This window comes from Kribbella shirazensis (assembly GCF_011761605.1).
In the GTDB taxonomy this organism is placed as follows: Bacteria; Actinomycetota; Actinomycetes; order Propionibacteriales; family Kribbellaceae; genus Kribbella; species Kribbella shirazensis.
The window spans coordinates 2,008,798-2,028,047 of the sequence record NZ_JAASRO010000001.1; the positions used below are offsets into that span (position 1 = coordinate 2,008,798).

19 protein-coding genes are annotated in these 19,250 nt (G+C 69.3%); 14 read left to right on the forward strand and 5 right to left on the reverse strand.

Going from position 1 to position 19,250, the window contains the following annotated elements; translation table 11 throughout:
* Positions 1–93 precede the first annotated feature (93 nt).
* Positions 94–1,461: a lytic transglycosylase domain-containing protein gene (locus tag BJY22_RS09850; RefSeq protein ID WP_167205482.1), complete on the reverse strand. Its 1,368-nt coding sequence runs from the start codon at positions 1,459–1,461 to the stop codon at positions 94–96.
* 265 nt (positions 1,462–1,726) lie between these two features.
* On the opposite strand from BJY22_RS09850, the gene hemL reads away from it, so the two are divergent.
* The 10 genes from hemL to BJY22_RS09900 all read left to right on the forward strand — a co-directional run bounded on the left by hemL (position 1,727) and on the right by BJY22_RS09900 (position 12,881).
* Positions 1,727–3,049, forward strand: a complete 1,323-nt coding sequence (hemL, locus tag BJY22_RS09855; RefSeq protein ID WP_167205484.1) for a glutamate-1-semialdehyde 2,1-aminomutase — start codon at positions 1,727–1,729, stop codon at positions 3,047–3,049.
* A 43-nt stretch (positions 3,050–3,092) separates the two neighbouring features.
* Entirely contained in the window at positions 3,093–3,716 is a 624-nt protein-coding gene (locus BJY22_RS09860) for a histidine phosphatase family protein (RefSeq protein ID WP_202891781.1), read from the forward strand.
* Positions 3,716–4,279, forward strand: coding sequence for a TlpA family protein disulfide reductase (locus BJY22_RS09865; protein WP_167205488.1), 564 nt, complete (start codon positions 3,716–3,718; stop codon positions 4,277–4,279). Before BJY22_RS09860 ends, BJY22_RS09865 begins: the two co-directional genes overlap by 1 nt.
* 18 nt (positions 4,280–4,297) lie before the next feature.
* Positions 4,298–5,041 (forward strand): cytochrome c biogenesis CcdA family protein, encoded by a 744-nt coding sequence (locus BJY22_RS09870; RefSeq protein ID WP_167205490.1) that lies wholly within the window; start codon positions 4,298–4,300, stop codon positions 5,039–5,041.
* 1 nt (position 5,042) lies between these two features.
* On the forward strand, positions 5,043–6,629 hold the full coding sequence (gene resB, locus BJY22_RS09875) for a cytochrome c biogenesis protein ResB (protein WP_167205492.1): 1,587 nt from the start codon (positions 5,043–5,045) through the stop codon (positions 6,627–6,629).
* The gene (ccsB, locus tag BJY22_RS09880; RefSeq protein WP_167205494.1) at positions 6,626–7,654 is read left to right on the forward strand and encodes a c-type cytochrome biogenesis protein CcsB; all 1,029 of its coding nucleotides are present in this window, start codon (positions 6,626–6,628) and stop codon (positions 7,652–7,654) included. Before resB ends, ccsB begins: the two co-directional genes overlap by 4 nt.
* Before the next feature lies 1 nt (position 7,655).
* Entirely contained in the window at positions 7,656–7,907 is a 252-nt protein-coding gene (locus BJY22_RS09885; RefSeq protein WP_167205496.1) for a DUF4229 domain-containing protein, read from the forward strand.
* A 251-nt stretch (positions 7,908–8,158) separates the two neighbouring features.
* Positions 8,159–8,767: a TetR/AcrR family transcriptional regulator gene (locus BJY22_RS09890; RefSeq protein ID WP_167218070.1), complete on the forward strand. Its 609-nt coding sequence runs from the start codon at positions 8,159–8,161 to the stop codon at positions 8,765–8,767.
* A gap of 56 nt (positions 8,768–8,823) precedes the next feature.
* Positions 8,824–10,392, forward strand: a complete 1,569-nt coding sequence (locus BJY22_RS09895; protein ID WP_167205498.1) for an MFS transporter — start codon at positions 8,824–8,826, stop codon at positions 10,390–10,392.
* A 122-nt stretch (positions 10,393–10,514) separates the two neighbouring features.
* The gene (locus BJY22_RS09900; protein WP_167205500.1) at positions 10,515–12,881 is read left to right on the forward strand and encodes a hypothetical protein; all 2,367 of its coding nucleotides are present in this window, start codon (positions 10,515–10,517) and stop codon (positions 12,879–12,881) included.
* Here the strand turns inward: BJY22_RS09900 and BJY22_RS09905 are convergent.
* Genes BJY22_RS09905 through BJY22_RS09915 form a run of 3 tightly spaced genes read right to left on the reverse strand, consistent with a single transcriptional unit; the run spans position 12,878 to position 14,786 of the window.
* Positions 12,878–13,360: a GNAT family N-acetyltransferase gene (locus BJY22_RS09905; protein WP_167205502.1), complete on the reverse strand. Its 483-nt coding sequence runs from the start codon at positions 13,358–13,360 to the stop codon at positions 12,878–12,880. The two genes, BJY22_RS09900 and BJY22_RS09905, sit on opposite strands and share 4 nt — an antisense overlap.
* 60 nt (positions 13,361–13,420) lie before the next feature.
* Positions 13,421–14,440, reverse strand: coding sequence for a M48 family metallopeptidase (locus tag BJY22_RS09910; protein WP_167205505.1), 1,020 nt, complete (start codon positions 14,438–14,440; stop codon positions 13,421–13,423).
* A 19-nt stretch (positions 14,441–14,459) separates the two neighbouring features.
* Positions 14,460–14,786, reverse strand: coding sequence for a hypothetical protein (locus BJY22_RS09915; protein ID WP_167205507.1), 327 nt, complete (start codon positions 14,784–14,786; stop codon positions 14,460–14,462).
* 82 nt (positions 14,787–14,868) lie between these two features.
* Here BJY22_RS09915 and cds1 point away from each other — a divergent pair, with 82 nt between their 5' ends.
* Positions 14,869–15,987 carry an L-cysteine desulfhydrase Cds1 gene (gene cds1 / locus BJY22_RS09920; protein WP_167205509.1) on the forward strand — a complete coding sequence of 373 codons (1,119 nt, stop codon included), beginning with the start codon at positions 14,869–14,871 and terminating at the stop codon, positions 15,985–15,987.
* Between the two features lie 312 nt (positions 15,988–16,299).
* Entirely contained in the window at positions 16,300–16,755 is a 456-nt protein-coding gene (locus BJY22_RS09925; RefSeq protein ID WP_167205511.1) for an AAA family ATPase, read from the forward strand.
* Positions 16,756–16,846: 91 nt separating this feature from the next.
* Here BJY22_RS09925 and BJY22_RS09930 read toward each other — a convergent pair whose 3' ends face one another.
* Positions 16,847–17,830 carry an NADPH:quinone oxidoreductase family protein gene (locus BJY22_RS09930; RefSeq protein WP_167205513.1) on the reverse strand — a complete coding sequence of 328 codons (984 nt, stop codon included), beginning with the start codon at positions 17,828–17,830 and terminating at the stop codon, positions 16,847–16,849.
* 106 nt (positions 17,831–17,936) lie between these two features.
* Here BJY22_RS09930 and BJY22_RS09935 point away from each other — a divergent pair, with 106 nt between their 5' ends.
* Both BJY22_RS09935 and BJY22_RS09940 read left to right on the forward strand, forming a co-directional pair.
* Positions 17,937–18,533, forward strand: coding sequence for a TetR/AcrR family transcriptional regulator (locus BJY22_RS09935; protein WP_167205515.1), 597 nt, complete (start codon positions 17,937–17,939; stop codon positions 18,531–18,533).
* Between the two features lie 127 nt (positions 18,534–18,660).
* Positions 18,661–19,098 carry a hypothetical protein gene (locus BJY22_RS09940; RefSeq protein ID WP_167205517.1) on the forward strand — a complete coding sequence of 146 codons (438 nt, stop codon included), beginning with the start codon at positions 18,661–18,663 and terminating at the stop codon, positions 19,096–19,098.
* The last annotated feature ends 152 nt before the right edge of the window (positions 19,099–19,250 follow it).

Genomic DNA, 19,250 nt, shown 5'->3' on the forward strand with positions numbered 1-19,250 from the left:
AGGGCGACGCCACGAAGCCGGGGGGAGGTGCTCCGTGGCGTCGCCAGCGGCGCGCCAAGGGAGGGGTGGGGGCAGGCGCGCCGGTCTTGTGGTTCAGCTCCCGAGGACGCCTCCACCGAGAACACCCAACAGGCCCAGGGCCGAAAGCAGCCCGCGGATGACCTGGTCGACCGCCTTCACGCCGCCGGTCTGGTAGGCCGTCACGCACTTCTGCAGCTGGGCCTGGGTCGGCTTGGTGATCGTCACCTTCGCCATCTCGGACTGACAGTAGGCGGTGGCCTGCTGCAGCTCCTGCAGCGTGCTGCCGACCGTGCCGACGATCACCCCGACAGCTGTCGTCAGGCTGGCGAGACCCGGCTTGGCCGGCGTCGTCGTGGTCGGGAGCGTCGGCTTGGCCGTCGTCGGCTTCGAGGGAGTCGGTGTCGGCGTCGGCGTCGCGGTCGGCCTGCTGCTCGGCGTCGCCGTCGGCGTCGCGGTGGGCTTCGCCGTCGGCCGGTCGCCGTCGCGCTCGTCGGTCAGCGTCGGGGTCGGCTTGGCCGGCGGCGGCGTGGGGATGTCGATCGCCTTCGGCAGGTTCTCGTCGGCCGGCGCGTCGATGTCCGGGTCGTCGAGCTGGTCGCCGGCGACGTCGACGTCGTCACCCGCGGTGCCGTTGCCGACCGCGATCCAGCTGCCACCCGCGTACGCCTTGGCGATGCTGACCACAAGGTCGACGTACTGCTGGGAGTGGTTGTAGCGCAGGACCGCGGCGTTCAGGTCGCTCGCGTCGGACAGGTCGGTCTTGCCGGAGCACAGGTACACACCGGTCGACATGGCCGCGTCGTCGATGTCCTGCGGGTTCCGCACGCCGTCGCCGTCGCCGTCGACACCCATGACCCGCCAGGTGCCCGGGATGAACTGCATCGGGCCGACCGCGCGGTCGAAGGCGCCGTCGCCGTCGAACGACCCGGCGTCGCTGTCGTTGATCCGCGCCGTCCCGGAGGAACCGTCCAGCCGCGGGCCGAAGATGCCCGGCGTCGCGACGCCGAGCGAGTTCAGCGCGTTGCCGCCGAAGCGGCCGTGGTTGGACTCCACGCGGCCGATCGCGGCGACCAGCGTCCACGGCAGGTGACAGCCCGGATCCGCCTGCGCCAGCACCTGCTGGGCCCGGGAGTACGCCTTGAGGGCGGCGTTCGGGATGCCGTTCCTCGACAGGCCCGACACCACCTGGGTCGGCTGCTCGCCGGGGTCGACGCCGTGGCCGACCACACCCGGAACCGGCACGTTGGCAGGCTGTTTGATCGGCTGCTTGGGTACGACGACCGGGTTGTTCCCGGACAGACCGTTCTCCAGCGAGGCGGTCGCGATCGCCGGGTCGTCCGTGGCACTGACGGTGAACGCGCTCGCGAACAGCGCCAGTGGAATCAGCGGCGCCACCTGACGCCACCCGCTACCCGTGGCGCGGCGTTTGCCCTTCGCCATCGATGATTCCCCTCCGTGACTCATCGACCAGCCCGGCCCCACGCTGCGGACAGTCTTTGTGTCGTTCTCGGTTGCCGTCGTAATAGGTCTAACGTCCGCCCCGTTGCGTGGGTTACGCGTCGGACGCAGACCGTGTACGTGCGGTCACCGGGTATCCATACTGGCGCGTAACAAAGCGCCTGTATACCCCCTGCGAGCGATCCGCACCGGGATTTCGGGCTGCCCTGCTCGCCGGGCCGTTCGGCGCGTCGGAGAGAATGGCACGGTGTCCGACCCTGCGCCCGACCACACAGAACAGTCCGCCGAGCTCTTCGCCCGGGCCTCCACGGTGACCCCTGGCGGGGTCAACTCTCCGGTCCGCGCCTTCCGCGCCGTCGGCGGCGTGCCGCGCTTCATGGCCTCCGGTGACGGATGTCACATGACCGATGTCGACGGCAACCGCTATCTCGACCTGGTCTCCTCGTGGGGCCCGCTGCTGCTCGGGCATGCCCATCCGGAGGTGATCGCCGCCGTCCAGGCCGCCGTCTCCCGCGGTACGTCGTACGGGACGCCGACCGAGACCGAAGTACTGCTCGGCGAGGAGATCGTCGCGCGGACGCCGGTGGACAAGGTCCGGCTGGTGTCGTCCGGGACCGAGGCGACGATGTCCGCGCTCCGGCTGGCCCGCGGGTTCACCGGGCGCGCCAAGATCGTGAAGTTCGCCGGCTGCTACCACGGCCATGTGGACGCGCTGCTGGCCCAGGCCGGTTCCGGAGTCCTGACCCTGGGCATTCCCGGTACGCCGGGCGTCACCGAGGCGACCACGGCGGACACCATCGTGCTGCCGTACAACGACCAGGCCGCCGTTTCCGCAGCGTTTTCCGAGTACGGCGACCAGATCGCGGCCGTGATCACCGAGGCGTCGCCGGGCAACATGGGCGTCGTTCCGCCGCGTGACGACTTCAACGCGTTCCTCGCCCGGACCTGCGCGGAAAACGGTGCACTGTTCATCTCCGACGAGGTGATGACCGGTTTCCGGATCACGCGTTCCGGCTGGTACGGCGTCGACGGCGTCCGGCCGGACCTGATGACCTTCGGCAAGGTGATGGGCGGCGGCTTCCCAGCCGCGGCGTTCGGCGGCCGCGCCGACGTGATGGCGCACCTCGCGCCGGAGGGCTCGGTCTACCAGGCGGGCACCCTGTCCGGGAACCCGGTGGCCACGACCGCCGGGCTGACCACGCTGCGGCTGGCCACCGACGAGGTGTACGCCAAGCTCGACGAGACCTCGCTCACCATCCAGCGGCTGGTGTCGACCGCGCTGGACAAGGAAGGTGTGCCGCACGTCATCAACGCGGCCGGGAACCTCTTCAGCGTCTTCTTCGTGGAGTCCTCGGAGGGATCCGCCGAGATCCGGGACTTCACCGGGGCGAACGCCCAGGTGCTGCCACGGTTCACGGCGTTCTTCCATGCCATGCTGGACGCCGGCGTCTACCTGCCGCCGAGCGCGTTCGAGGCCTGGTTCGTCAGCGCGGCGATCGACGACGACGCGCTGACGGAGCTCGAGTCCGCACTGGTACCGGCAGCCCGCGCGGCCGCCGCAGCCGTATGAGAGTGAAGGGACAGCGGTGACCGAAACGACGGTCGTGCACCTGATGCGTCACGGCGAGGTGCACAACCCGACCGGAGTGCTCTACGGCCGGATCCCCGACTTCCACCTGTCCGAGCTCGGCCGCCAGATGGCCGAGCGGGTGGCCGAGCACGTCAAGGGCCGCGACGTCGTGCACCTGGTCAGCTCGCCGCTGGAGCGGGCCCAGGAGACGATGGAGCCGATCGCCAAGGTGTTCGGGCTCACGCCTGACATCGACGAGCGGGTGATCGAGGCGGCGAACCTGTTCGAGGGCAAGAAGTTCGGCGTCGGCGACGGCGCGCTGCGCAACCCGAGCGCCTGGTGGCTGCTGCGGAACCCGATCAAGCCGTCCTGGGGCGAGCCGTACCAGCAGCTCGTCCGGCGGATGCGGGACGCGATCGAGACCGCCCGGCAGAAGGCCGCCGGGCACGAGGCGCTGATCGTGTCGCACCAGTTGCCGATCTGGATCGTCCGGTCCGCGATCGAGGGCCGCCGGCTGCCCCACGACCCGCGCAGGCGCCAGTGCAGCCTGGCCAGCTTGACCTCCTTCACCTTCCACGGCGACCAGATCGTCTCGGTCGGGTACTCCGAACCGGCGAAAGACCTGCTTCCCGTGAAGAACCCGAAGAAGTTCGTCGGAGGGGCCTGATGCGTCGCGTTGCTGTGCTGGTCGCCGGTCTGATGCTGGCGGTGACCGCCTGCTCGTCGGGACAGCAGGCGGCGCAGGACCGGCAGGGCCAGGCCGGGTTCGTGAGTGGCAACGGCAACGTGTCGACGTTCGCCCCCGCCGACCGGAAGGCGGCGCCGGAGCTGACCGGTGAGACGCTCGACGGCAAGACCTGGACGCTGTCCGAGCAGACCGGCAAGGTCGTCGTACTGAACGTCTGGGGTTCGTGGTGCCCGCCGTGCCGCAAGGAGGCGCCTGAGCTGGTCGCTGCGGCGAAGGAGCTCGGGTCCTCGGTGCAGTTCATCGGGCTGAACACCCGCGACCTCGACCCGGCGCCGGCCCGCAGGTTCGTGCAGGAGTTCGGCGTCACGTTCCCGAGCATCTACGACCCGGACGGCAAGGCGCTGCTGCGGTTCCGCGGCCAGATCTCACCGAAGGCGATCCCGACGACGCTGGTGATCGACAAGGACGGCAAGGTCGCCGGTCGCGTCGTCGGCGAGGTGACCAAGCAGACCCTCTTGGGCATGGTGGCCGATGCCCGATGATTGGCGCCGGTTGAGCTGATGGGTGAGTGGTTCGCCTCGTCGATGACGGGCTCGATGCTGGTCGCACTGCCGATCGCGGTGCTGGCCGGCGCGATCTCGTTCTTCTCGCCGTGCGTCGTACCGCTGCTGCCCGGCTACCTGTCCTACGTGACCGGCCTGTCCGCGGCCGAGCTGGGCTCGCACAAGCGCGGCCGGATGCTCGCCGGTACGGCGTTGTTCGTCGCCGGCTTCTCGGCGGTGTTCATCCTCACCGGCGTGGTGTTCGGCACGGCCGGTGACCTGCTCATCGATCACCAGACCACGATCACCCGGGTCCTCGGCGGGCTGACCGTCGTACTGGGAGTCGTCTTCCTCGGCGGGTTCGGGTTCCTGCAGAAGGACGTGCGGGTGCACCGGGTGCCGGCGGTCGGGATCGCGGCGGCGCCGTTGCTCGGCGTACTGTTCGGATTCGGGTGGACGCCGTGTATCGGGCCGACGCTCGGGACCGTGATGACGCTGGCCACGACCGAGGGCAGCACCGGGCGGGGCGCGACGCTGGCGCTGGTGTTCAGCCTCGGGCTGGGGATCCCGTTCATCGTGGCGGCGCTGGCGTTCCGGCGGATGCTCGCCGCGGTGGCGTGGGTGCGCAAGCACCAGGTGCTGGTGATCCGGATCGGCGGCGTACTGATGATCGCGGTGGGACTGCTGCTGCTGACGGGAGTGTGGGATGCGATGACCGCGGACCTGCGGCAGTGGGTCGCCAACTTCGGGTCGGCGGTGTGACATGACGGAAGTCAAGGAACGGATCGCGGCCGGCTCCGGGCCCGACGAGCCCTCCGGTCCTCCGGCCCTCGGTTTCGTCGGCTGGCTGCGGTGGATGTGGCGCCAGCTCACGTCGATGAAGACCGCGCTGGTGCTGCTGTTCCTGCTCGCGCTCGGCGCGGTGCCCGGCTCGCTCGTCCCGCAGACGCCGATCGACCCGATCAAGGTGTCGGACTTCCTGGACGAGCATCCGACGCTCGGGCCGATCTACGACAAGCTCGGGCTCTTCGACGTCTACAAGTCCGCGTGGTTCTCGGCGATCTACCTGCTGCTGTTCATCTCGCTGATCGGGTGCGTCGTACCGCGGCTCTCGGTGTATCTGAAGGCGTTGCGGGCCCGGCCCCCGAAGCCGCCGCGGAACCTGAACCGTCTGCCGGGGTACGAACGCTTCGAGCTCGACGAGGCGGGCGACGTGCTCGAGGTCGCGACCCGCGAGCTGCGGAAGCGGCGTTTCCGGGTGCAGGCGTACGACGGTGCGGTCGCGGCCGAGCGTGGATACCTGCGCGAGGCCGGCAACCTGCTCTTCCACTTCTCCCTGATCCTGGCGCTGATCGGGGTCGCCTGGGGCTCGCTGTTCGGGTACCGCGGCACGGTGCTGGTTGTCGTGGGCAACGGATTCGCGAACTCGGTGGCGCAGTACGACGACTTCACGCCGGGCCGCGCGTTCAGCGGTGACGACGACCTGCCGCCGTTCTCGCTGACCGTGAAGGACTTCCAGGTGAAGTTCCAGGAGGACGGTCCGCAGAAGGGCGCGGCGCGCGAGTTCAAGGCGCAGCTGGCGTACCAGGAGACGCCGGACACGCCGGAGAAGTCGTACCTGCTCGAGGTCAACCATCCGCTGAAGCTGGACGGGAGCTCGGTCTACCTGCTGGGTCACGGGTACGCGCCGCGGGTCACCGTGAAGGACGGGAAGGGGAACGTGGCGTTCTCCGGGCCGGCGCCGTTCCTGCCGCAGGACGGCAACTTCTCGTCGTTCGGCGTGATCAAGGCGCCGGACGCGCGGCCGATGACCCTTGGTTTCGAAGGGTTCTTCCTGCCCACCGCGGTGATCGCCGAGAACGGCCCGGTGTCGGTGTTCCCCGACGACCTGAACCCGGAGCTGGTGATGACCGGGTACTACGGGCGTCCGCAGCCGGAGACCGGGAAGCCGGAGTCCGTGTACCAGCTGGACAAGTCGAAGCTGACGCAGTTCACCAAGGACAACGACAAGTGGCGGTTCCAGCTCGCGCCCGGGCAGAGCGTGCAGCTGCCGGACAAGGCCGGATCGCTGACGTTCGACGGGTACAGCCGGTGGGTGAAGCTGCAGATCAGCCACACGCCCGGGACGGATCTGGCGCTGGCAGGCGTCCTGCTGGCGATCCTCGGGCTGATGGGGTCGCTGTTCGTGCATCCGCGCCGTACCTGGGTGCGGGTCCGTGAGCAGGACGGGCGTACCGTTGTCGAGGTCGCCGGTCTGGACCGCGGCCCCGAGCGCGGCCTCGGTGACGAGATCCAGGCCATCACCGCACGTTTGAAACCCGCCAGCTCGAGCAATCAGGAGCAGCCATGAGCCCGGAGAGCTTCGCACAAGTCTCCAACCTGCTGATCCCGACCGCCACGGTGATCTACGCCCTGGCGATGGTCTCCCACGCGATCGAATGGGCCGTCGGCCGCGCCGCGGTCGCGAAGACTGTTCCTGCGGAGCAGGAGGCGAAGGCGGAGTCCCTGGTCGCCGCCGGCGCCGCCTCATCGGTAGACGCCGCCGCGGCGAGCTCCGGCTCGGCCGGCTCGGTCTCCTCCACCGGCTCGTCTTCCTCCGCCGCTTCCTCGGAGCGGATGGACGCGGCGAGCCGTATCGGGCTTCTCCTCACCTGGCTGGGATTCGTGCTGCACCTCGGTGGTGTGGTGACGCGGGGTCTCGCGGCTGAGCGGGTGCCGTGGGGGAACATGTACGAGTTCTCCATCACGGCGTCGCTCGCAGTGTCGATCGTGTACCTCGTCTTCGTGCAGCGGTACAAGCTGCAGTGGCTCGGCCTGGGCGTGACACTGATCGTCGCCGGCGTACTCGGCCTCGCCTCCCTCGCGCTGTACACGCCGGCCGGTCCGCTGGTTCCGGCGCTGCACTCGTACTGGCTGGTGATCCACGTGTCCGCGGCCGCGATCTCCGGCGGCGCGTTCACCGTCGGCGGCCTGATCTCGGTGCTGTACCTGGTCAAGGCCCGCGCCGAGCGCCGGGTGCTGTCCGGCGGCACGATGTCGGCCGCGGTACGCCGCCTGCCGAGCGCCGAGGCGATGGACGGTACGGCGTACAAGGTGCTGGCGTTCGCGTTCCCGCTGTGGACGTTCGGCGTTCTCGTCGCGGGTCCGATCTGGGCGGAGTACGCCTGGGGCCGGTACTGGGGCTGGGACCCGAAGGAGGTCTGGTCGCTGGTGACCTGGGTGGTGTACGCCGCCTACCTGCACGCCCGCGCGACCGCCGGCTGGCGGGGCCGCCGGGCCGCGACGATCGCGATCGTCGGCTGGTTCGTGTTCATCTTCAACTTCGTCGGTGTGAACCTGATCGTCTCCGGTCTGCATTCGTACGCCGGGGTGTGACATGAAGGAATTCGGCATCTACACCGGCCTGCGCGCGGCGCTGTTCGCGGTCTGCCTCGGCGTGCTGTGGCTCGCGCTGCGCACCTGGCTGTCCATCTGGCCGATCGCGCTGCTCGCCCTGATCGTCTCGTCGATCCTGTCGATCTTCGTCCTCCGCGCCGCCCGCGACCGCCTGGCCGGCAAGATCGAGACCCGCGCCGAGCGCATCTCCACCCGCCTCGAACAGGCCCGCTCCGCCGAGGACGACGACTGACCCGCAGCTCGGACACCTAGGACAACCGATGGGGACCTCGGACATCTGACCAGATGTCCGAGGTCCCTGTTGCTTGTCCACGGTTCCACCCGGCGCTGCGGCGTACCAGTCGCGCAGTGGTACGGAGAGTGATGTAGGCCACTCGTGAATTTCTGGGAAAATCGTTTGTGCATTCCTTCACATGAGTCGTAACGTGGTGGATGAAACGAAACCGTTTCGTTCTATCCGTGTTTTTGTAGCTACGCAGGGTGATGAAGGTGGATGTAGCAGGCGTGCGGCCGCGGCCGCGGGTCGAAGGCGGGCGTGAGGAGGAGATCCTCGACGCGACCGTCGCGGTGGTGGCCGAGATCGGCTACGACCGGCTGACCATGGATGCGGTCGCGACGGCGGCGAAGGCCAGCAAGGCCACGCTGTACCGGCGCTGGTCCACCAAGGCCGAGCTGGTCGTGGACGCGATCAGCCGGGCGAAGGGCTGCCCGCTGCCGGAGGACGTCGACACCGGAAGCCTGCGCGGCGACCTGATCTCGATGTCGTGCGGCGACGGCGGGTTCACCGACGAGCTGCCGATGTCGGTGATCGCCGGCCTGCTCACCGCGCTGCACCGCGACGACGACCTGCAGAAGGCGTTCCGCGAGCGCTTCCTCGCGCCCCGGGTCGCCGTGACCAACAGGGTGTACGAGCGGGCCGTCCAGCGCGGCGAGATCGCCCCGGACGTCGACGTCGCCCTGCTGTCGGTGACGCTGCCGGCGGTGGTCGTCCACCACGCCTACATCCTCGGCGTCGAGCCGACCGACGACCTGATCCTGCGAGTGATCGACAACGTGATCCTGCCTGCGGCGCGGGGGTCGCAGGCGAGCTGACCGGTGAGGGGCCGGTCCGCGACCAGCAACAGTCTGCCAAGAGGGGAAAGTCTTCCATGTCCGAAGAAGTCATCAACGCCGATCCGCCGGAGGGACGGCCGGTCGACGCTGTGACCACCAAGGAGCCGAACGCCCACGGCCACCGCAACCTGGGGATCGCGCTCGCGCTGATCTGCATGGCGCAGCTGATGGTGGTGCTGGACGGCACCATCGTGAACATCGCCCTGCCGCACATCAAGAACGAGCTGGGCTTCAGCGACGCGACGCTGCCGTGGGTGGTCAACGCCTACGCGCTGGCGTTCGGCGGTCTGCTGCTGCTCGGCGGCCGGATCGGCGACATCGTCGGCCGCCGCAAGGTGTTCGTGTTCGGCGTCGTGCTGTTCGGCGTGGCGTCGTTCGTGGGCGGTATCGCGCAGAGCGAGAGCGTGCTGCTCGCCAGCCGGATCCTGCAGGGCGTCGCGGCCGCGGCCGCCTCGCCGAACGCGCTGGCGCTCATCACCACGACGTTCCCGGCCGGGAAGGAGCGCAACCGCGCGATGGCCGTGTACGCCGCGATGTCGGGCGCGGGCGCCGCGATCGGCCTGATCCTCGGCGGTGCGCTGACCGAGGCCGACTGGCGCTGGACGTTCTTCATCAACACGCCGATCGGCCTGCTGGTCGCGGTCGCCGCGTTCCGGTACCTGGGTGAGTCGGAGCGGCAGACCGGCAAGTTCGACCTGCCCGGCGCGGTCACCGGGACGGCCGGTCTCACCTCGCTCGTCTACGGCCTGACCAACGCGGCCACCGACGGCTGGGGCGACCGCTGGACGCTGACCTTCATCCTCGGCGGTCTGGCGCTGCTCGCGATCTTCCTGATCATCGAGGCCCGCTCGCGGCACGCACTGATGCCGTTCCGGATCCTCGCGAACCGGACCCGCGGCGTGAGCTTCTTCGTGATGCTGATCGTCGGCGCGGCGATGTTCTCGATGTTCTACTTCCTGGGCATCTTCGTGCAGTCGATCATGGGCTACAGCGCGATCAAGACCGGTCTGGCGTTCCTGCCGTTCAGCGTCGGCATCGTGATCGCGGCGCAGGTCGCCTCGACACTGGTGGCGCGGATGGATCCGCGCTGGATTTCCGGTGCCGGTGGGGTGCTGGTCGCGGCGGGCATGTTCGGGTTCAGCCGGCTCGAGGTCGACTCGTCGTACCTCACCAGCCTGCTGCCGTACATCCTGGTGCTGTCGTTCGGTATGGGCCTGATCTTCGTACCGCTCACGCTGACTGCGGTCAGTGGTGTGGCGGCGGAGGATTCCGGTGTCGGTTCCGCAGTACTGAACACCGTGCAGCAGATCGGTGGTGCGGTCGGCCTGGCGCTGCTGGGCACGATCTCCACGAGCGCGATCAAGGACAAGTTCACCGAGCTTGCCCCGGGCCTGCAGAAGGCGGCCGAGTCCGGGCAGTCGCCGGAGCAGCTCAAGCAGCTGGAGGGTCAGTTCACGGCGCTCGCCACGACGCACGGGTTCACCCGGGCGTTCATCTGGTCGGCGTTCCTGGCGCTGGGCGCCGCGGTGATCACGCTGGTCGGCCTGTCGATCAAGCACAAGGACCTGGCCACCGACGGCCAGAGCCCCGTGCACATGGGCTGATCGGCGCCGTAATACTCGAGGGGTCCGCTTCCCGGGAGGGGGGAGGCGGGCCCCTCGTCGTGCTCCTGCCCGGCGTTTAGGGTGTCGGGGACCAAGGCAACGATCCGGTGTGAGGTGGCGTGGTGGCCGAGCAGGTGTTCGACGAACGGCACCAGCGTCTGCAAGGCACCGTGGCGACGATCGCCGAGGGTGTCGCCGCCTTCGCCGCCCTGCCGGCTGCGACGGTGCGGGTGATCGCCAAGCAGTCCGCGGCCGACTGGCGGCGGTACACGCAGCGGGTCGGGCACACGTTCACCGACACGAACCACCTGACCGAGACGTTGCGCCGAGGGCTTCCGGGGATCGACCGGGGCCCGGGCTGGCGGTCGCAACGGGCGGCAGTGGACGCGCTGGCCCATCCGGGCGCGGAGTACGCATTGGTGGCCGAAGCCGGCGACGACGGGCCGGTGACGATCGTGACGTTCCGGCGGGAAATGGACGACCTGGTGGTGGTCGGCGGCGGTACGACGTTCCCGTCGGCGCCGGCCGGCGTACTCGCGGACGCGTCGCTGCCGAGCGGCCGGCAGGCCGGGTGCGCGGCGCAGTACGCGCTGGCCTCGATCGCCGCCCAGGAGACCCTGGCGGTGACCCACCGGATCTCGCCGGACACCTGGCACGGTCCCAGGGCGCTCCAGGTCCGGCGGACGATCTCGGCGTCCGGGCAGACCCGCACGGCGGCGCAGGCCTGGTCGGCGGACGACGTACGGCACATCGCCGAGCAGGTCGCCCTCCGCCAGCTCGACGGCCGGGATCCGTTCCCGGAGATCGGTTCTGCGGTGGCCCCGGGCCCCCGGCGATGGGCGAGCGAGCTGAAGGGCTGGATCGACCGGGGCGGCACGCTCGAGGTGTACGACCACGGCAACCCCGACGACCGGGACGCGGCCGGTCTCGCCATGCTCGAACTCGTCCAGAACTCCGAGTTCCTGGCGCAGAACCCGATTCCCGACAAGCCCGGCGTACGGACCATGGTCGCCATGGCGGACGGCAAGCCGCGGGGCCTGGTGACTGCCGGGCGGAACGCCGACGGCAGCCTGCACGTCCTGCGGTTCGTCGGTTCGGCCGACGTCGGTGCGTACCGGGCGACCGAGTGCGTGATGTTCGAAGCGGCTCTGCGGACCGGGGGTGACGTGTCCTTCTCGACCGCCGCGGCGCTCGAGTACGCGAAGACGGCGGAGTTCTCGATCAGTTCGGGCGATGCCGTGATCAGCTCGTCCCGGCTGAAGAGCAACCTGCTGCTCCTGGACAGGCCGTCGGAGCAGCGGATGACCGAGCTGTTGGGGGTGCTGGACGCGCGGGACGAGCCGGCGGTGGACCCCGCGGCGCTGGCTGCGTCGGTCCAGCGCTTCCGTGAGGCTGGTGGGGACGTGTTGTACCTGCGGCCGTCCGACCCGAGGTTCGTGGCGCTGCAGGAGCGGGCTTCCGAGACCGTGTGGGCGGCGGCGGGGACTGCCGAGGGTACGGTGCCCGCGGGCGTGGACGGGCTGTGGCGGGCGATGAATCCGCCGTCGAGCGAGGGTCAGCTGGTGGCGGTCGCCGTACGCGACGGAGCGCCGGTCGCGGCCGTCGCGATCAAGGAGACCGCCGGCCGGTACGAGCTGGGCACCCTCGGCGCGGTTCCCGGGGCCGACGACGCGTTGGTGGCCGCTGTCGTTGAGGGGGCGTACAGCCGGGCCTACAAGAGCAAGCCAGTCACCATGTTCCTGCCGGACAGCGAGGCGCGGTCGGAGCAGATCGCGGCCGTCGGTCTGCAGGTGACCGACGTACGGCCGCTCGACGACGAGAGCCGGGTCGAGGTCCGCCTCCCGGACGCCTGGCGGCATGCGACCGTCATGGCGGACGCGGAGAACGGCTGGACGAGTGCGCGTTCGCTCGACCTGATCTCCGACTCACTCACCCGTTTCCAGGAGGACAACGGGTCGGTACGGCGGCTGGATCACGCAGTGGAGGCGGACCGGCAGCTGGCGGAGGAGACCGTACGGGAGGTGCAGGCCGACAACCCGGTCGCCCAGTCCGAGCTTGCGGTCCCGCCCGCACACGGGAACCGGGTGACGCTCGTGGCGCGGTCCGACCAGCACGGACCGGCGTACATCACGTTCGACGAGACGCCTGCCGGTGGGATCGAGGTCGTCGACGTCGCGGCCAAGGGGTACGACTACACCGCGCGGGAGGCGACGCGGTACTGGTTCTGCGACCAGACCGCCCGGCGTGAACAGGAGCCGGTGCTGCACGAGCGGGTCAACGACATCGAGCGCTCCCGGGGGACCTGGCGGGCGGCGCAGAGCAAGCACCTGGCCGCCGGGATGCGGAACCGCCTCGGCGACCGTGCATCCGAGCTGTTACGTCCCGCGGCCGCTCCCGCCGCCGAGGCGCCGACGGCTGGTCGCGAGGACCAAGGGCAATCAGCGCAGCGGCGCCCGGACCTACGGCGGCGTGGATCGATGGAGCGTTAGACGAGCTTCTTCCGCATGACGAGCTCGCGACGTACGCCGTCCGGCATCAGGTCGCCGAGCTCGTCGGTGTCGGCGTACCCGTTGCGCAGATAGAGGTTGTGCGCCGGGTCGTTGCCGTCGACCACCGACAGCTTGAGCGTGGTCGCGCCGATGCCCCGGGCCCAGTCCTCGACGGCGGTCATCAGTGCGTTGCCGATCCCCTTGCCGCGACCGGACGGCGCGACCCACATCGAGACGAGTTCGGCGGTCTGCTCCTCGCCCGGGAACCCGGCTGCCATCCCGGCCGGCGTACCGTCGAGCGAGGCGATGACCTGGTACGCACCGGGCGAGCTGAGGCGCTCCCGCCAGCGGTCCTCGGTGGCGTCCACCCAGTCGGCCAGCTGGGAACCGAACGCGTACGGCGCCTCCTCGAGGGCGGCGAGCCGGAGGTCACGCCAGGCCATCCAGTCGTCCGGGCCGATTGCTTGTACGTCGATCACGCGCAACAGGATCGCAGCCGGCCCGGGACCGGGACCAGTCAGTTTCTCGGCGGGAACAGTTCAGTTTCTCGGCGGGAACTTCGAGGAGACCCAGTCGCGGACGCCGCCGAGGCCGTCGCCGAGGTCGCGGACGAACTTGGCCAGCGGGTCCTGCGAGCGGTTGAACGCGTCGGTGTACGACTTGGCCGCGTTCTTCGCCTCCTGCGAGATCGACGCGTTGCCGTCGTCCTGACGCTTCGGGTAGTCGCCGGAGACGATCGTCGTGTACTCGCCCTCGTCGACCCAGCGACGGAGCTCGTGGGCGCGGATCACGGCCAGCGGGTGCGACTGTGCCTCGAGCAGCAGTAGCTTCAGCACGCTGTCGCGCAGGTCCCCGGCGCTCTCGTACTCCGTGCCCTGCGCAAGGAACGCGGTGGTGTCGAGCTCGTTGAGCTGACCGCCGCTGGCGAGCTTCATCTGCACCCGCAGCGCGACCGCCGGGTCCTGGACCGCGAGCAGGCCGGCCCGGTCGCCGGACAGCTCGGCCTTGCGGGACCACTCGTGCAGGGCGGCGATGATCGCGCGCAGGCCCAGCGCGCCGATCGGCATCCAGCCGATCGCGCCGGTGAGGCGCATCAGCCACAGGAGCAGGGACTGGTACAGGGCGTGACCGCTCTGCGCGTGGCCGAGCTCGTGGCCGAGGACGAACCGCAGTTCCTCCTCGTCCAGGCCCTGCAGGATGGCGCTGTTGACCACGATGAACGGCTTGTCCATGCCGATCGTGACCGCGTTCCAGATCGGGCTGTTGGTGACGTACAGCTCGGGGAGCTGCCGGACGTCCAGGGTGGAGGCCGCCTCGGTGAAGAGCCGGTGCACGGTCGGGAACTGCCGCTCGTCGACCCGGATCGCCGAGCCGAGGTACTGCAGCCGGAACGCGCGCTCGTTGATCATGCCCGACATCTTCCGCAGGACGTAGTCGAAGCCCTTCAGCTGCCGGAGCGCCACCAGCGCGCCGCGGTCCGCGGGGTGCTCCCACGCCCGCGAACTGATGTCGGTCAGCGTGACCCGCTGCCGCGTCGGCCGATCACTGTTCTCGGTCATCGTTCCCCCTGCCCGGTCGTCATGGGTTCCGACAGTAGCTCGCCTCCGGGGTCCCGCGGGGATTCAGCGTCACCGCGAGCAGTCCCGTGGGGATCCAGCCGATCGGTACCGACCACCAGCCGAGGTCCTGGCTCGCCGCCAGCGCGGTCGCCGCGAGCGAGAGCGACGTACCGCAGAACCAGTACCAGAGCGCGTTCCAGCCCGGACGGCCGGTCGCGCGGCGGTACCCGACCCAGGCGAACGCGAGCGTCGCGGGCAGGGCGAGGAGGACCGCGCCGACGGTGACGATCGCGAAGATCATCGCAACCTCGGCCGGCGAGAACTGCAGGGCTCCGAGCGGGATCATGCCTCCGATCGTCCCGGTCACGGCCGGTGATTGCAGAGCGTAGGAATACTCAAATCGGCCCGTACGTCTTAGCCTGGCCCGCATGAGTGAGGTAGACGGGGTGTGCCGCGAGATCGACCGGCGTGACGAGAAGGCCCGGGCCTGGGTGTCCGAGGCGATCCGGATCGTGGACGCCGACGCGAACCGGAGCGCGGACACGCATCTGCACGTGTTCCCGATGCCGGAGGGTACGGGAGTCGACCTGTACCTCAAGGACGAGTCCGTGCACCCCACCGGCTCGCTCAAGCACCGGCTGGCCCGGTCGCTGTTCCTGTACGCCCTGTGCAACGGCTGGATCCACGAGGGCACCACGGTGATCGAGGCGTCCAGCGGCTCCACCGCGGTCAGCGAGGCGTACTTCGCCCGCCTGCTCGGCCTCCCGTTCGTCGCCGTGATGCCGCGCTCGACCAGCCCCGAGAAGGTCGAGCTGATCGAGTTCTACGGCGGCCGCTGCCACTTCGTCGAGCGCTCCGGGCAGATCTACGGCGAGGCCAAGCGGCTCGCCGAGGAGACCGGCGGCCACTACATGGACCAGTTCACGTACGCCGAGCGCGCGACGGACTGGCGTGGCAACAACAACATCGCCGAGTCGATCTTCGGGCAGCTGTCACTGGAGCAGCACCCGATCCCGACCTGGATCGTCGTCGGCGCCGGCACCGGCGGTACGTCGGCCACCATCGGGCGGTACGTCCGGTACCAGCGGTACGACACCTCGGTCGCGGTCGTGGACCCGGAGAACTCGGCGTTCTTCCCCGCCTTCGAGGCCGGCGACAGCGAGTTCTCCACCGGCCGCCCGTCCCGGATCGAGGGCATCGGCCGGCCGCGCGTCGAGCCGTCGTTCGTCCTCGGGGTCGTCGACCGGATGATCTCGGTCCCCGACGCCGCCTCGATCGCCGCGATGCGCTTCTGTTCCCGCGTCACCGGCCGCCTGGTCGGCGGCTCCACGGGCACCAACCTCTGGGGCGCACTCCGCCTGGCCGCCGAGATGCGCCGTACGGGAGCCCGCGGCAGCATCGTCACGCTTCTGTGCGACAGCGGCGAACGCTACGGCAACACGTACTACGACGACGCCTGGCTACGCACCAGCGGCATCGACATCACGCCGTACACCACCATCCTCGAAACCTTCGCCACCACCGGCACCTGGACCGAACCGGAGTAGAGCAGCGTGGTTGGCCCCAAGCGTGCTGCGCAGGGGTTTCCTTCGTCGCTGTGCTCCTCAGCGCGCCTGCTACGCGCGCTCCCGCCCACCCGTGCGACTGCTTGGCTGGTGTGCTGGTTCGGGTCGGCTGTGGTGTTTGGTGGAGGTGGTTTGCCCCACGCGTGCTACGCAGGCGCTTGTTTCGTCGCTGTGCTCCTCAGCGCGCCTGCTTCGCTCGCTCCCGCCCACCCGTGCGAGTGCTTGGCCGGTGCCTGTGGTTAAGCGGGCCGGCGAAGGTAACTCGCGTCGCGGCTCGTTGATACCGTCTCTGGCATGGCCCGGATCTTGGTGACTGGGATGTCCGGCGTAGGAAAGACCACCGTCCTCAACGAACTCCGCCGCCGAGGCCACCTCACCGTCGACACCGACTACGACGGCTGGGTGCTGCCCGACGGCACGTGGGACGAGCAACGCGTGGATCAACTGCTGGCCGAACATTCCGACGCAATCATCTCAGGCACTGTCGAAAACCAGGGCCGCTTTTACGACCGCTTCGACCACATCATCCTGCTCAGCGCGCCCCTCGACGTACTCATCGCCCGCGTAAGCCGCCGTACAAACAACCCCTACGGCCAAACCTCAGAACAGCAAGCCGAAATCGCCAACTACGTCGAAACCGTCGAACCCCTACTCCGCCGCGGCGCAACCCTGGAACTCGACGGCCAACGACCACCCACCGAACTCGCCAACTCCATCGAGAACCTGATCACGAACAACGCGTCGCACTGAGACCACCCGCCACGACGAAGCGTTGAGCGACGACCGCGCCCCTCGTTGCCCAAGGCCACGGAGTGACCCACCTGATGTACGACGTGCCGCGCTAGGCCTGGGGGAGTAGGGCCAGCTTGCCCACTGTGGTTCGCGATTCGAGGTCGCCGAGTGCGTTCGGTCCGTCGGCCAGCTCGTGGACGGTCGGCGTGCCGGGCGGGATCACCCCCGCCGCGACGAGGCCGAACAGCTCGCCCATGACCTCGCCGAACACCTGTGGCGCGTACCGGATCAGCGCGCCCAGGTTGAGGCCGATGACGTGGAGCTGGTGCTTGTAGACCAGGTCCCAGTTGGTGATCGGGGATGCGCCGGCGGCGAGGCCGAAGACGACGACACGTCCGGTGACGCGTTTGGTGGCGTTCAGGCTGGCGGTGAGGGTGGGGCCGCCGACCGACTCCAGCGTCAGGTCGGCGCCCGCGCTGCCGGTGAGTCGCAGTACCTCGGTGGCGAGATCGGCGCTGCGAGAGTTGAGCACGTGGTCGGCGCCGAGCGCGCGTACGACGTCGTGCTTCTCCGGTGACGCGGTCGCGATCACGGTTGCGCCGTAATGCTTGGCCAGCCGTACCGCGCTCTGGCCGGTGCCGCCGGCTGCCGCATGGATGAGCACCGTCTGCCCGGCGGTGAGTCCACCCAACGGCCTGAGCGCTGCCAGTGCGGTCGGCCAGCTGACCACCAGGCCCAGCGCCTGCTCGTCGGTCCAACCCGGCGGCACCGGAACGGCCGCGGCCGCCGGCAGCACCAGGTACTCGGCGAACGCTCCGCCCCCGATGCTGACCCCGATCACGTGCGTGCCGAGCTCGAGGTCGACCCCGTCGCCGACCGCCACCACTTCGCCGGCGGCTTCGATGCCCGCGACGTACGGCGGCTGCGGGCCGCCCGCGAAGATCCCGCGCGCCTGCGAGATGTCGACGAAGTTGAGGGCGGCGGCGCCGACGCGGACCAGCACCTCGCCCGGTTTCGGAACCGGGACCGGTGCGTCGGTGATCAGGCGTAGACCCTGCGGTCCGTCCAGGCTTGTCTGCTGCAGCGCGCGCATGGTCTGCTCCTTTATTGGTCGATCGACCAACAAAGCGTGACACCGCCGTACGATGAGGTCAAGCTAAACTTTGTCGATCGACCAACAATTCCGGGAGGGGAACGGCATGGCGACTCGCGGCCGACCGCGGACGTTCGATCCGGACGTCGCCCTGCGCCAGGCCCTGGATGTCTTCTGGGAACGCGGGTACGAAGGCACCTCGCTCAACGACCTGGCCGAGGCGACGGGCATCAAGTCAGCGAGCATCTACGCCTGTTTCGGCAGCAAGGAAAACCTGTTCCGCCAGGTCATGGCCCTGTACGGCGCAACAGCCGGCGAACCGCCCCGCCGGGCACTCCGCGAACAACCGACCGCCCGCGAAGCAATCCACGAGATGCTCCGGGCGACGGCCGACCAGGTCACCCAGGCCGACCATCCGCACTACTGCATGCTGATCCTCGCGGCACCGACCGGGGCCGTCGAGAATCACGCAGTACGCGAATTCCTCGCGGACGGTCGCCACGGCCAGTACACCGAGATCAGGGAGCGCCTGTCCCGCGACGGCGACCTCCCGCTCTCATCCGCGGCTCTGGACGCGATGGCCCGGTACTACGCCACCGTCGTCCAAGGCCTCTCCATCCAGGCCCGCGACGGCGCCACCCGCGCCGAACTGGAAACCGTGATCACCTGCGCCATGGCCGCTTGGGACGCACTGACCTCATGACACCACCCGCCGACTGCTTGGCCGGTGCGCTGGTCGAGCCGGATGCGGCCCGACGGCGGGTGGGACGAGCAACGCATGGATCAGCTGCTGGCGAGCGGCCCGATGCGATCGTCGCTAGCATCGACCCGTGGCAGTGACGGCGTCTGGGGTGTTCCGACGGACCGCGATCGAGCGGACAGACCAAAGGGTCTCCTGGGAACGAACGGATCAGGCGTTCTTCTCGAGTGGGGCATGCCACGTGCTGGCCTGGACGTGCAGGGAGTTCTATCCCGATAAGGAAATCGCCTTGGCGGCGCTGTACTTGGGTGACTTCGAGCATCCGCTGCACGTGTACGCGAGGTGGGACACGTGGGCCTTCGATGCGTCGGGCTGGAACCCTGAGTCCGAACTCCTGCAGGTCAACAGCGACTTCGAAGGTCTCCCCGTCCGTCAGGTGGAGACGATCACGAGTGACCTCCGGGAGTTCTGTGAAGAGCACGTGCATCGACAACCGCACCAGTACTGGGCAGACCCGACAGAACGCGCACGCGCCTATGTGAGCCGATACGACCCACCCTGGCTCTAGGCGCTCCGCTCGTAGCGGGCTGTGGAGTCGCTGTTAATGCTGGGCGTTTTCGTTTGTCGATGTCGGGAACCTGCTACGAGCTGGCGGCTCGCGCAGGTAGCGGGTGCGCTCTGTGGGTCGTCGCCTGAGTAGAGCGTCCGCGTCGCACGCGT

Coding starts and splice junctions, on each gene's coding strand:
- BJY22_RS09850 (WP_167205482.1), bottom strand. CDS start 1,461: ATGGCGAAGGGCAAACGCCGCGCCACGGGTAGCGGGTGGCGTCAGGTG.
- BJY22_RS09860 (WP_202891781.1), top strand. CDS start 3,093: ATGCGTCACGGCGAGGTGCACAACCCGACCGGAGTGCTCTACGGCCGG.
- BJY22_RS09865 (WP_167205488.1), top strand. CDS start 3,716: ATGCGTCGCGTTGCTGTGCTGGTCGCCGGTCTGATGCTGGCGGTGACC.
- BJY22_RS09870 (WP_167205490.1), top strand. CDS start 4,298: ATGGGTGAGTGGTTCGCCTCGTCGATGACGGGCTCGATGCTGGTCGCA.
- resB (WP_167205492.1), top strand. CDS start 5,043: ATGACGGAAGTCAAGGAACGGATCGCGGCCGGCTCCGGGCCCGACGAG.
- ccsB (WP_167205494.1), top strand. CDS start 6,626: ATGAGCCCGGAGAGCTTCGCACAAGTCTCCAACCTGCTGATCCCGACC.
- BJY22_RS09885 (WP_167205496.1), top strand. CDS start 7,656: ATGAAGGAATTCGGCATCTACACCGGCCTGCGCGCGGCGCTGTTCGCG.
- BJY22_RS09890 (WP_167218070.1), top strand. CDS start 8,159: ATGAAGGTGGATGTAGCAGGCGTGCGGCCGCGGCCGCGGGTCGAAGGC.
- BJY22_RS09895 (WP_167205498.1), top strand. CDS start 8,824: ATGTCCGAAGAAGTCATCAACGCCGATCCGCCGGAGGGACGGCCGGTC.
- BJY22_RS09910 (WP_167205505.1), bottom strand. CDS start 14,440: ATGACCGAGAACAGTGATCGGCCGACGCGGCAGCGGGTCACGCTGACC.
- BJY22_RS09915 (WP_167205507.1), bottom strand. CDS start 14,786: ATGATCCCGCTCGGAGCCCTGCAGTTCTCGCCGGCCGAGGTTGCGATG.
- cds1 (WP_167205509.1), top strand. CDS start 14,869: ATGAGTGAGGTAGACGGGGTGTGCCGCGAGATCGACCGGCGTGACGAG.
- BJY22_RS09925 (WP_167205511.1), top strand. CDS start 16,300: ATGGCCCGGATCTTGGTGACTGGGATGTCCGGCGTAGGAAAGACCACC.
- BJY22_RS09930 (WP_167205513.1), bottom strand. CDS start 17,830: ATGCGCGCGCTGCAGCAGACAAGCCTGGACGGACCGCAGGGTCTACGC.
- BJY22_RS09935 (WP_167205515.1), top strand. CDS start 17,937: ATGGCGACTCGCGGCCGACCGCGGACGTTCGATCCGGACGTCGCCCTG.